Origin of the sequence: Amycolatopsis sp. NPDC024027 (assembly GCF_040638975.1) — a bacterium.
Classification (GTDB): Bacteria; Actinomycetota; Actinomycetes; order Mycobacteriales; family Pseudonocardiaceae; genus Amycolatopsis.
In genome coordinates, this window is the sequence record NZ_JBEZYY010000002.1 from 527,779 (window position 1) to 539,140 (window position 11,362).

Below are 11,362 nucleotides of genomic sequence, written 5' to 3' on the forward strand. Positions count from 1 at the left end.
AAAACGATGATCATCACCACTTTGGCGGAAGGCCTGGTCATTCCCAGCGGAAGAGCTTCGCCGCCAACGCCGTTCCGAGCACCGCGAAGGCGGCGAGCGCGGCCAGCTGCAGCGGCTGGACGCCGGTCCCGACCCACGCGTCCTGCAGCGGCTGCGAGCCCGGCGGCACGTAGTCGCCGATCCGGCGCAGGACCTCCGGGAGCAGCGGCCGCGGCAGGTAGACGCCGCCGAAGAACATGATCGGGACGAACGTGATCATCGCGAGGCCGCCGGCGCTCTTGGCCGTGCCGGCGATCGATGCCGTGATCAGGCCCAGCGAGAACGTCGAGACCACGCCGAGCAGCAGCGTCGCCGCGAACAGCAACGGGTGCTTCGGCAGCGGGACGTCGTAGACGGCGTTGGCCAGGCCGAGCACGAGTGCGATGCCGGCCAGCGCGACCACGACGTGGATCACCAGCTGGGCCACCAGCAGGTTCGCCGGGTGCACCGGGGTCGTGGCCAGCCGCCGCAGCACGCCCTGCTCGCGGTAGGTGGCGACGGCGGCCGGGATCGACTGCAGCGCGAGCATCGCGAGGCTGACGACGATCAGCGACGGCACCCAGGCGTCGATGAACCGGTACCCGCCCGCCGCCGCGCTGGGCTCGCTCATGCCGGGGATCGCGCCGATCGCGAGCAGCAGGACCGACGGCAGCAGGACGCCGGCGATCGGCATGAACGGCGACCGGAGGAAGATCTTCGTTTCGGTGACGGTGATCTTGGTGAAGGTGCTCATCGGGCGCTCCTGGTCAGCGAGACGAACGCGTCGTCCAAAGTGGAGGCTCCGGCCGCGGCGCGGAGCTCGGTCGGGGTGCCGGTGGCGACCACGCGGCCGGCGTCGAAGATCGCGACGCGATCGCAGAGCCGTTCGGCCTCGTCCATGAAGTGGGTGACCAGCAGGACGGTCACGCCGGTGGCGCGGACGCCTTCGACGAGCTCCCACGTTTCGCGGCGGGCGTGCGGGTCGAGCCCGGTGGTCAGCTCGTCGAGGATCGCCAGCTCGGGCCGGCCCACCAGCGCGAGCGCGATCGACACGCGCTGTTTCTGGCCGCCGGAGAGCTTTCCGAAGTAGCTGCGGGCGTGGTCGCGCAGGCCGAGCTGGTCGAGCAGGACGTCGACGTCGGCGGGGTCCGGGTAGAAGGACGCGAACAGCTCGAGGGCTTCGCGCACCCGCAGCTTCGCGGGCAGCTGGCTCTCCTGCAGCTGGACGCCGACGCGGCGGGTCAACGCCGCGTGGTCGGCCGCCGGGTCGAGGCCGAGGACGGAGATCGTGCCGCCGTCGGCCCGGCGCAGGCCTTGGAGGCATTCGACGGTGGTGGTCTTCCCGGCGCCGTTGGTGCCGAGGATGCCGAAGATTTCGCCGCGATCGACGGTGAACGAAACGCCGTCGACCGCGACCCGGGTGCCGTAGCGCTTGCGGAGGTCGGTGACTTCGATGAGTGGCATGGCTCTGAACCTACGAACCGGCGGCCGCGTCCGTAATGACGCTGAAACCCCAGCTCAGGTAGCGTTTTGCTGAAGCGGGGGTGGGGCTGGGCCCACCCCGTTCGTGGGGCTTGGGGCAGTGCGCGGTCCGGCGCCGGTCGGCGAGGATCCGGGGGAAGGAGGTGCCTGATGGCGTACCTGCGTGCGATCGGCCGGGCGCTCGCGCTGGCGGCGTTCTCGTTGCTGAGCTGGGTGGACGTCCTGATCCAGCTGCTCACCTTTGCCATGCTGTGCGGTGGGCTGGTCTTCTTCTTCGGTCCCACGCTCCTGTGGGCTCGTGGCCGCTCGGCGCGCATGCGCGTGCTGGCTGGGCGCTGGTGCGACGTCGGGATCGAGGCGCCGTACCGGCCCGAGCCGCCGGCGCCCGTGCGGGAGCGCGACGGCTGGTACCGCGACGGCAACCAGCTCTACAAGCGGGCGTTCTGGATCAGCTGGCAGCACCGGCTCACCTGGGCGATGGAAGACCCGGCCACGATGCGCGAATTCGCCTGGCAGCTGGTGAACCCCCTGTGCACGCTGCTGCTGCCGGTCGCCGTGCTGCTCGGCGGCCCGGTGGTGCTGCGCGGCTACGGCCGGTGGACGAGCTGGTGGATCGGGCCGCGTCCGCCCGTCGAGCCGAAGCGCAAGAACTGGCTGCACCGGCACTGCGAAGCACTGGGTCATCAGGCCGGGCTGTTCGCGGTTTCGGTGGTGCAGCTGGTCTTCGCGATCTTCCAGCTGGTCGTCATGGTCTTCTTCATGCCGATGGCCACCCCAGTCGTGCTGGCGAACCGGACGATCACGGACACGTTGCGCCGCGAGATCGGGAACTGGACCGGGGTGCAGATCGTGCGGCCGTACCTGCCGCCGCCCGGCTTGCCGGTGCCCCGCGCCGACGGGCTCTACCAGGTCGGCAGGCAGTTGTACGAGGAGCCGTTCTGGCCGGTCCAGCACGCCCGCACGCGGTGGATCTACCGCGACCGCGCCACCTGGCGCGACCTCGCCGGCAGCCTGCTCGCCCCGCTGGTTTCGTTCGTCCTGATCCTGCCGACGGTGGCGTTGGTCAGCCGGGGACTCATCGGCCTCGGGGCGCTCTGGATCTGGCGGCCGTTCGTGTCGCCGCGCATCGACTGGTCCCCGTTCCCCGCCGTGTCGACACACCTGGGCGCGCTCGCGCAGACCCCGGTCATGCTGGCGATGGTGGTCGCCGGCTTGGCCGCGGCGCCGTGGCTCGCCCGCCAGCAGGCCCGGTTCGCCCGCGTGTGGTTCGGGCCGACCGAGTCGACCCGGCTGGCCCAGCGCGTCGAACGGCTGAAGCAGACCCGGTCCGACGTCACGGTGACGCAGGCCGCCGAGCTGCGCCGGATCGAGCGCGACCTGCACGACGGCATCCAGTCGCGGCTGGTCGCGATGGGCATGAAGCTCGGCGCGGTCGAGGCACTGGTGGACACCGATCCGGCGGCGGCGAAACGGCTCGCGGCGGAGCTGCGCGCGGCGTCGTCGGAGGCGCTGACCGAACTGCGGGTGCTGATCCGCGGCATCCACCCGCCGGTGCTGTCCGAACGCGGGCTGCTGGACGCGGTGCGCGCGCTGGCCATGGACAGCCCGCTGAAGTCCGAGGTCGCGGGCTCACTGCCGGGGCGCGTCGAGGAGCCGGTCGAGGCGTGCGTGTACTTCGCGGTGTCGGAACTGCTGGGCAACGCGGCGAAGCACGGCGCGAACCGGGTGGCGATCGAGGTGGAGTTCGCCGACGGTCTCCTGACGGTGGTCGTGACCGACGAGGGGCCGGGCGGGGCGAATCCGGCCCGTGGTTCGGGACTGCGGGGAATCGAGCGCCGGCTGGGCGCCTTCGACGGTAGGTTGACGCTGACCAGCCCGATCGGCGGCCCGACGAAGGCGACCCTGGAGATCCCGTGTCAGCTCGACCTCGAACCCTCGTCGCCGAGGACCAGTACCTCCTCCGAGACGGCCTGACTCATCTCCTGACCGCGCACGGCTTCGACGTCGTCTCGGCGGTCGGCAGCGGCCCGGAGCTGGTGACGGCCCTGCGCGAGGAACGCCCGGACGTGTCCATTGTGGACGTCCGGATGCCGCCGACGAACACCGACGAGGGCCTGCAGGCCGCGCTGGCCGCTCGCCGGGAGGTTCCCGGGTTGCCGATCCTCGTGCTCTCGCAGCACGTCGAGCAGCTGTACGCGCGCGAGCTGCTGGCCGACGGCACCGGCGCGATCGGCTACCTGCTGAAGGACCGGGTCTTCAACGCCGAGCAGTTCATCGACGCGGTCCGCCGGGTCGCCGCCGGCGGCACGGTGATGGACCCCGAGGTGATCGCGAAACTGGTGGCGGGCAACGCCTCCGACCCGCTGGCCGCCCTGACGCAGCGGGAGCGCGAGGTCCTTTCGCTGATGGCGGAAGGCTGTTCCAACGCCGCGATCGCCGCGAAGCTGCACTTCAGCGAGGGCGCGGTCGGCAAGCACACCGCGAACATCTTCGGCAAGCTCGACATCACGGCGTCGGACGACACGAACCGCCGCGTGATGGCGGTCCTCGCCTACCTCGGCGCGGGCACCTGACCGCGCGAGACCCGCGTCATCTCCTCGCGCTCGACCACCTTGATCCGCTCCCGGCCCGCCGCGGAGCCCAGCGACTTCTCGTGGGCGTCCAGGCGACCCCAGCCGTCCCAGTTGGTGAACGGGATTCCGCGTGCTTCGAGGAAGTCGAGGATCGCGTCGGGGGCCGCGAACCTCGGTGCCGCCAGCGTGTCCGCGTCCGCCAGCAGGCTCGCGATCGTCTCGGCCGCGTCGCCCTTCGTGTGGCCGATCAGGCCGATCGGGCCGCGCTTGATCCAGCCCGTGACGTACACGCCCGGCAGCTGGTTTTCGTCCAGGTCCAGCACGCGCCCGGCCTGGTTCGGCACCACGCCCGCGACGTGGTCGAACGGGAGCTCCGGCAGGTGCGACGACAGGTAGCCGACCGCGCGGTAGACCGCCTGGACGTCCCAGTCGTGGAATTCGCCGGTGCCGCGGACGTTTCCGTCGCCGGTCAGCTCGGTCCGCTCGGTGCGCAGGCCGGTGACGCGGCCGTCCTCGCCGAGGATTTCGGCCGGCGAGTGGAAGAAGTGCAGGTGCAGCCGCCGCGGGCGGGTGCCCGGCTCGCGGATCGCCCACTCCTGCAGCGTCTTCACGACCATGTCGATCTGCTTCGACGCCCGCAGCGCGGCAATGCTGCCGTCGTCGAACTCGATGTCCTCGGGGTAGACGATGACCTCGACGTTCGGCGAGTGGTCCAGCTCCCGCAGCTCCAGCGGCGTGAACTTCGCCTGCGCCGGGCCGCGGCGGCCGAACACGTGCACGTCCGTCACCGGGCTGGCCTTGAGCCCCTGGTAGACGTTGTCCGGGATGTCGGTGGTCAGCAGTTCGTCGGCCGTCTTCGCCAGCACCCGCGCCACGTCCAGGGCGACGTTGCCGACGCCGAGGACGGCGACCGAGGACGCGGTCAGCGGCCACGTGCGGGGCACGTCGGGGTGGCCGTCGTACCAGGACACGAAGTCGGCGGCGCCGTAGCTGCCGTCCAGGTCGATGCCCGGGATGTCCAGCGCGCGGTCGGCGGACGCGCCGGTGGAGAAGATCACCGCGTCGTAGAACTCGCGCAGCTCGTCGAGCTTGATGTCGGTGCCGTAGTCGATGTTGCCCAGCAACCGGACGTTCGGCTTCGAGAGCACCTTCTCCAGCGCCGTCACGATGCCCTTGATGCGCGGGTGATCGGGTGCGACGCCGTACCGGATCAGCCCGAAGGGCGCGGGCATCCGCTCGAACAGGTCGATGGAGACGTCGGCGTCGGACTTGTCCAGGATGTCGGCGGCGTAGATCCCGGCGGGACCGGCACCCACCACGGCTACACGAAGAGATCGGCTCACTCGCTCCACGGTAAGTTAGGATCACCTAACCTAAAATGTGATTTGGCGTACGGTCCACCTGGTGGGAGCCGGTAAGCTCGGCGCCATGCGCGTTCTCGTCGTCGACAACTACGACAGCTTCGTCTACAACCTGGTCCAGTACCTGGCCCAGCTCGGCGCCGACTGCACGGTCTGGCGCAACGACGTCGTGGACCTCGACCGCGTGCCCGAGTTCGACGCCGTGCTCGTCTCGCCGGGTCCCGGCACCCCCGAACGCGCCGGTCAGAGCATGGACGTCATCCGCAAGTGCGCCGAGACGCGCACCCCGATGCTCGGCGTCTGCCTCGGTCACCAGGCGCTCGGCGTGGTCTACGGCGCGACCGTCGACCGCGCGCCCGAGCTGCTCCACGGCAAGACGAGCCAGGTGCGGCACACCGGCGCAGGCATCCTCAAGGACCTGCCCGAGGAGTTCACGGCCACCCGGTACCACTCCCTGACTGTGGTGCCGGACACGATTCCGGACGCCGTCTTCGAGATCACCGGGCGCACCGAGTCCGGCATCGTGATGGGCATGCGCCACCGCGAGCTGCCCCTCGAAGGTGTCCAGTTCCACCCGGAGTCCGTGCTCACCGAGGGCGGCCACCGGATGCTCGCGAACTGGCTGGCCGCCGCGGGGCACCCCGTCGAGCCGGCCCGGGTGAACGAGCTCGAGCGGGCGACCAAGGCGCTTCAGAAGGCCGCTGTTGCGTGATCCGGCTCGAGGGGGTCGGCAAGCGGTACGGGCGCGGTGACTTCGTCCTGCGCGACGTCGACCTGACCGTCGAGCCCGGGCGCGTCGTCGGCATCCTCGGCAGCAACGGCTCCGGGAAGTCGACGCTGCTGCGGATCATGGCCGGCGTCTCGCACGCGACCACCGGGACGGTCGGCGGCACCCCGCGGATCGGCTACCTGCCGGACCGCTTCCCGGCCGGCCAGCGCATGGGCGCCCGCGCCTACCTGCGGCACATGGCGCGCATCCGCGGGCTCGACGACCTCTCGGTGATCGACCCGCTGCTCGAACGGCTCGCCCTCGTCGGCGGCCCGGCGGCACCGCTGCGCACCCTGTCCAAGGGCAACGCGCAGAAAGTCGGGCTCGCGCAGGCCGTGATGGTCCGGCCCGATCTGCTGATCCTCGACGAGCCGTGGTCCGGGCTGGACGTCGGGACGCACGCCATCCTCGGCGAGCTCGTCGCCGAGACGCGGGCACGGGGTGCGAGCGTCGTGTTCACCGACCACCGGCCGCAGGTGGTGCACGACCACGCCGACGTCGTCCACCTCATGGACTCCGGAAGGCTCACGGCGGAAAGCGCGGAGCCGACCACGCGGATCGTCCTGCGCGGCGACGGCACCGGCTGGGCGGACGAGCCCGGCGTGCGGCACGCCGTCACCGAAGGCCCGCACGTGGTGTTGACGGTCGAGGTCGCCCGTGTCGACGCGGTGCTGCTGCGGGCGCTCGAAGACGGCTGGTCGGTGCGGGAGGTGGCGCCGTGCTCGCCCTGACGCGGTACTACCTGGCGCTGCTCGGCCATTCGCAGCGGTACCTGCCGGCGTTGCTGGCCTACCTCGCGCTGTGCGTGATCCTCTACGCCGACCCGCACTCGCCGCCGTTGCCGCTGTACGGCGTCAGTGCCGGCGGCTTGCTGGTCGTCTCCTGCTGGCTGACGATCGCCTTGCTCGACATCGAAGACCCGGTGCAGCGCCTGGTGACCCTGAGCCACGCGCGGCAGTGGCGGCGGATGATCACCGGCGCGATCCTCACCGTGCTGGCCTGCTCCCTGGTCCTCACCGCGATCACCGAGGTGTGGTCGGCGCTCAAGTCGTTCCGGATCCAGCCGTCGGCGCTCGGCATCGGGCTGCTCGCCCACCTCGCGTGCGCGGTGGTGGGCATCGCGATCGCGCTCCCGTGCTCGCGGCTGCTGGTCCACCGCATCGGCTGGACGGTGCTCGCCGCGGTGATCACGCTCGTCGTCGTCCTGCTGGCGAAGATCCCCCTGGTCCACCCGCTCCTGCACGCCTTGACCGACGACGAACCGGTCGGCGGCCCGCTGGTCCTGGCGCTGGTGACGGCGGTGGCGATGCTGGCCATCAGCTACTTCGCCGTTTCAGCGCTCGTGAGTCGCCGGTCCTGACCGCAAATTGCAGAATTCAATTTCCTTCCCGGGCTTCCAGTGGGACCGCGCGGACGGCTAAGGTTCGGGGCCTCTCCGGTTCTGGGCGAAAGGAGATCGGGTGACGGCTGGGATCGTCGCGATCACCGTGCCGAACTCCGGCGGCGAGCTTCCGGAACTCGCCGACTGGCTGCGCGGCGAAGATGAACTCCGCGGCCGCGTCCAGGTCTTCGACGCCGTCGTGGTCGGCGTTTCGAGCAGCTCCGCCGACGTCTTCTGCCGCTCGCTCTTCGCGTGGCTGGGGCGGTTCCGGGAAACCCGCGTTTCGCTGAAGGTCAAACGTTCGGGCGCCGCCGAGGAACTCGAACTCGATTTCGGCGCCGCGAGCGACGCCGCTCAGGTTCTCGGTGCCGTGCAAGGATTCCTCGACCAGTCCTGACCCCTCCTGACCGACGAAAAAGGCCCACACGGCGAACCGTGCGGGCCTTTCTCGTTGCTCGCTAGTTGGAGGTTTTCGTCGTTGTGGGGAAGCTGATGGACGGGAACCCGTTGCCTTCCGAAACGTTCACCGTGACGTTCTGATCCCGGTTGATCATCGTGCCGGCGGACGGGTTCTGCCCCGTGATCGTGCCCTCGGGCGCATTGCTGTTCTTGTCGGACTTCTGGTTGAACTTGCCGGTCCAGCCCATGCTCGACAGCTTGTCCTGCGCCTGGTCCAAGGTCATCCCCGCCAGGGTCGGCATCTGGATCTGGCTCGAGCTGTCCGGACCGGTCGACACGGTCAGCACGATCTGGCTGCCCACCGCGAGCTGCCCACCGTTCGGGTTCTGGGTGATGACCGTGTCCTTCGGCACCGTCTCCGAGGCCTGGTCGACCCGCCTCGTCGTGAAGCCCTGGCTCTCCAGCGACGACTTGGCCTTCGAGTACGCCTGGTTGGTGAAGTCGGTGACCGTCTTGAGCTGCTTCGACTTGCCGATCGTGATCTTCACGCTGGAGCCCTGGTCGACGGCGGTGCCGGCGGCCGGGTTCTGCGTCTGCACCAGACCGGCCTGGTTCGGGTCGCTGACCTCGGTCTCCTGGACGTTCGTGTCGAGGGTCAGCTTCGCGTCGGTGAGCGCCTGCTCGGCCTGGTCACGCGTCTTGTTCTTGAGGTCGGGGACGTTCGACTTGCCCGGCGCGACGCCGACGTACAGCGTGATCGTCGTGTTGGGCGCGACCGAAACCCCCACCGCCGGATCGACCTTGACCACCCGGTTGACGTCGTCCTGGGTGCACGACGGGCTGCCGTCGGTCGGCTGCACCCCGCAGGTCACCTGCTTCTGGTCGACCTTGCCGTTGAACCCGTTGCTGCTCAGCATCTCTCGCGCCTGCGGGACGGTCTGGTGCACCACGTTGGGGATCGCCACGGTGCTCGCGTCGTTGCTCTTGAACGCGTTCGACAGCCACATGATCAGCAGCACCGCGCCCAGCACGAACACCGCGGCCACCGCGGCCAGGATCGCGCGACGCCGTCGCTTGGCCTTCGGGTCCTCGTCGTCCGGCTCGCTGTACTCGTCGTAGCGCTGCGGCTGCCGCCGGTCGGCGTTCATCACCTGCGTGCGCTCGTCTTCGGACATCACCATCGGCGCCACCGGGCGCTGGCCCGAGAGCGTGCGCACCAGATCCGAGCGCATCTCCGCCGCCGACTGGTAGCGGTTCGCCGGGCCCTTGGCCAGCGCCTTCAGCACGACGGCGTCCAGCTCCGGCGCCACCGCCGGGTTCACCGCCGACGGCGCGTTGGGGTCTTCCCGGACGTGCTGGTAGGCGACCGCGACCGGGGAGTCCCCGGTGAACGGCGGCTCGCCGGTGATCAGCTCGTACAGCACGCACCCGGCGGCGTAGACGTCGGAGCGCGCGTCGACGGACTCGCCGCGGGCCTGCTCCGGCGAAAGGTACTGCGCCGTGCCGATCACCGCGGCCGTCTGGGTCATGGCGGACTGGCCGTCGTGCATCGCGCGCGCGATGCCGAAGTCCATCACCTTGACCGCGCCGTTCTTCGTGATCATCACGTTGGCCGGCTTGACGTCGCGGTGCACGATGCCGTGGCGGTGCGAGAAGTCCAGCGCCGCGCAGACGTCGGCCATGACCTCCATCGCCCGCTTCTGCGACATCGGGCCTTCGGTCTTGACGATGTCGCGCAGCGTCCGGCCTTCGACGTATTCCATGACGATGTACGGCAGCGGGCCGAACTCGGCGTTCGCCTCACCGGTGTCGTAGACCGCGACGATCGCCGGGTGGTTCAGCGCGGCGGCGTTCTGCGCTTCACGGCGGAAGCGTTCCAGGAACTGCGGGTCCCTGGCGAGGTCGGCACGGAGGATCTTGATCGCGACTTCCCGGCCGAGACGCACGTCGTGGCCGTGGTGGACCTCGGACATGCCTCCGTAGCCGAGCGTTTCGCCCAGCTCGTACCGGTTGGAGAGCAGTCTGGGTGTGCTCATCTCTGGATGCCGTTCCATTCCGTCCAAGGTGTGGTCATGATGCCTTGCCGGCCATCGTCGATCGTCGTGCCGGGCGTGTCCGCCGGGTAGCCGCTCGAGGACTGCTCCGCGGGCACCTGTCTGCCCGGGAACACCTGGCTCTGCGGCTGGCCGTTGTGCGACGGCGAGCCGTTGCCGCCGCCCAGCATCTTCGCCACCAGCACGATGCCCGCGACCAGGACAACGAGCAGGATCGCGGCGAGAAGCGCCCACCAGCCCCACTGCGTCTTCCGCCGGGGGGCCGGCAGCATGACCTGCCGCGGGGCTGGCCGGGACGGCGGGCCGATGGCGATCATCGGGTTCATCGCGGGTGACGGCGGGCCACCCGGCATCTGCTGCTGCGGCATCTGCTGCTGCGGGGGGATCGGCACCGGCATCGACGGCGGTGGCGGCATCTGCTGCGGTGGCGGTTGCTGGGGCTGCTGCCCGGTCGCGTACGTGGCGTTCACCAGTCCGGACGGCGTGGGCAGCGGCAGCCCGGCGCGGACGGCGGAGACAGCGGCCGCGAACTCGCCGCCGTCGTTGTAGCGCTGCCGCGGATCCTTGATCAGGGTCGCCTCGATCACCGCGCGCGCCGCGGGCGGCACGTCCGGTGGCAGCGGCGGCGGGATGTCACGGATGTGCATCATCGCGACCGTCACGGCGTTCTCCGACAGGAACGGCCGGTGCCCGGCGAGGCATTCGTAGCCGCACACCGCCAGCGAGTAGACGTCGGACGCCGGCTCGGCCGGTTGCCCGAGCGCCTGCTCCGGGGCGATGTAGTGCGCGGTGCCCATGACCATGCCGGACCGCGTGACCGGGGCCGCGTCGGCCGCCTTCGCCACGCCGAAGTCGGTGATCTTCACCTGCCCGGCCGACGTCACCAGGATGTTGCCCGGCTTGACGTCGCGGTGGACCAGGCCGTGGGAGTGCGCGGCCTGCAGCGCGTTGCCCGCCTGCTCGAGCATGTCGAGGGTGAACTCCGCCGACAGCCGCCCGTGCTTGGCCAGCAGCCCGGCCAGCGGGTCACCGTCGACGAGCTCCATCACCAGGTACGCGATCGGCAGGTCGCCGTCGAAGATGGTCTCGCCGTAGTCGTGCACCGCGGCGATGCCGGGGTGGTTCAGGGACGCCGTCATCCGCGCTTCGGTGCGGAAGCGGTGGAGGAACTCGGCGTCGCCGGAGAGTTCGGCCTTGAGGATCTTGACGGCCACGGTCCGGTCGAGCCGGGTGTCGCTGGCCTGCCAGACCTCGCCCATCCCGCCGACGGCGATCCGGCTCGTCAGCTTGTAGCGGTCGGCCAGCAGCTGACCGGAGGACAGCAT

11 protein-coding genes are annotated in these 11,362 nt (G+C 70.3%); 6 read left to right on the forward strand and 5 right to left on the reverse strand.

Features of this window, described 5'->3' with window-relative positions; all coding sequences use genetic code 11:
* Positions 1–37 precede the first annotated feature (37 nt).
* Together AB0F52_RS07365 and AB0F52_RS07370 are read right to left on the reverse strand one after the other, a co-directional pair.
* Positions 38–772 carry an ABC transporter permease gene (locus AB0F52_RS07365; RefSeq protein WP_360165659.1) on the reverse strand — a complete coding sequence of 245 codons (735 nt, stop codon included), beginning with the start codon at positions 770–772 and terminating at the stop codon, positions 38–40.
* The gene (locus AB0F52_RS07370) at positions 769–1,482 is read right to left on the reverse strand and encodes an ABC transporter ATP-binding protein (RefSeq protein WP_360165662.1); all 714 of its coding nucleotides are present in this window, start codon (positions 1,480–1,482) and stop codon (positions 769–771) included. Before AB0F52_RS07370 ends, AB0F52_RS07365 begins: the two co-directional genes overlap by 4 nt.
* A 168-nt stretch (positions 1,483–1,650) precedes the next feature.
* Between AB0F52_RS07370 and AB0F52_RS07375 the strand changes: the two genes are divergently transcribed.
* A complete protein-coding gene (locus AB0F52_RS07375) occupies positions 1,651–3,474 on the forward strand; it encodes a histidine kinase (RefSeq protein ID WP_360165665.1) in 1,824 nt (607 codons plus the stop codon).
* Positions 3,414–4,073 (forward strand): response regulator transcription factor, encoded by a 660-nt coding sequence (locus AB0F52_RS07380; RefSeq protein ID WP_360165668.1) that lies wholly within the window; start codon positions 3,414–3,416, stop codon positions 4,071–4,073. Before AB0F52_RS07375 ends, AB0F52_RS07380 begins: the two co-directional genes overlap by 61 nt.
* On the opposite strand, the gene AB0F52_RS07385 is transcribed toward AB0F52_RS07380, so the two are convergent.
* Complete coding sequence (locus AB0F52_RS07385; protein WP_360166612.1) at positions 4,052–5,389, reverse strand: FAD-dependent oxidoreductase; 1,338 nt, start codon at positions 5,387–5,389, stop codon at positions 4,052–4,054. The two genes, AB0F52_RS07380 and AB0F52_RS07385, sit on opposite strands and share 22 nt — an antisense overlap.
* Before the next feature lie 112 nt (positions 5,390–5,501).
* Here AB0F52_RS07385 and AB0F52_RS07390 point away from each other — a divergent pair, with 112 nt between their 5' ends.
* From AB0F52_RS07390 to AB0F52_RS07405, 4 genes are all read left to right on the forward strand, one after another.
* The gene (locus tag AB0F52_RS07390) at positions 5,502–6,146 is read left to right on the forward strand and encodes an aminodeoxychorismate/anthranilate synthase component II (RefSeq protein ID WP_360166615.1); all 645 of its coding nucleotides are present in this window, start codon (positions 5,502–5,504) and stop codon (positions 6,144–6,146) included.
* Positions 6,143–6,934, forward strand: coding sequence for an ABC transporter ATP-binding protein (locus AB0F52_RS07395; RefSeq protein WP_360165671.1), 792 nt, complete (start codon positions 6,143–6,145; stop codon positions 6,932–6,934). The genes AB0F52_RS07390 and AB0F52_RS07395 overlap by 4 nt, the downstream gene beginning before the upstream one ends.
* Positions 6,922–7,563: a hypothetical protein gene (locus tag AB0F52_RS07400; RefSeq protein ID WP_360165674.1), complete on the forward strand. Its 642-nt coding sequence runs from the start codon at positions 6,922–6,924 to the stop codon at positions 7,561–7,563. Before AB0F52_RS07395 ends, AB0F52_RS07400 begins: the two co-directional genes overlap by 13 nt.
* A gap of 100 nt (positions 7,564–7,663) precedes the next feature.
* Positions 7,664–7,981, forward strand: coding sequence for a hypothetical protein (locus AB0F52_RS07405; protein ID WP_360165677.1), 318 nt, complete (start codon positions 7,664–7,666; stop codon positions 7,979–7,981).
* Positions 7,982–8,042: 61 nt separating this feature from the next.
* Here the strand turns inward: AB0F52_RS07405 and pknB are convergent, their stop codons facing one another.
* Entirely contained in the window at positions 8,043–10,019 is a 1,977-nt protein-coding gene (gene pknB, locus AB0F52_RS07410) for a Stk1 family PASTA domain-containing Ser/Thr kinase (RefSeq protein ID WP_360165680.1), read from the reverse strand.
* Positions 10,016–11,362, reverse strand: a complete 1,347-nt coding sequence (locus AB0F52_RS07415; RefSeq protein WP_360165683.1) for a serine/threonine-protein kinase — start codon at positions 11,360–11,362, stop codon at positions 10,016–10,018. The genes pknB and AB0F52_RS07415 overlap by 4 nt, the downstream gene beginning before the upstream one ends.

What these genes read in the sequence shown, in the direction of transcription:
- pknB (WP_360165680.1), bottom strand. Translation starts at nt 10,019, where the DNA reads ATGAGCACACCCAGACTGCTCTCCAACCGGTACGAGCTGGGCGAAACG.
- AB0F52_RS07370 (WP_360165662.1), bottom strand. Translation starts at nt 1,482, where the DNA reads ATGCCACTCATCGAAGTCACCGACCTCCGCAAGCGCTACGGCACCCGG.
- AB0F52_RS07415 (WP_360165683.1), bottom strand. Translation starts at nt 11,362, where the DNA reads ATGCTGTCCTCCGGTCAGCTGCTGGCCGACCGCTACAAGCTGACGAGC.
- AB0F52_RS07390 (WP_360166615.1), top strand. Translation starts at nt 5,502, where the DNA reads ATGCGCGTTCTCGTCGTCGACAACTACGACAGCTTCGTCTACAACCTG.
- AB0F52_RS07375 (WP_360165665.1), top strand. Translation starts at nt 1,651, where the DNA reads ATGGCGTACCTGCGTGCGATCGGCCGGGCGCTCGCGCTGGCGGCGTTC.
- AB0F52_RS07365 (WP_360165659.1), bottom strand. Translation starts at nt 772, where the DNA reads ATGAGCACCTTCACCAAGATCACCGTCACCGAAACGAAGATCTTCCTC.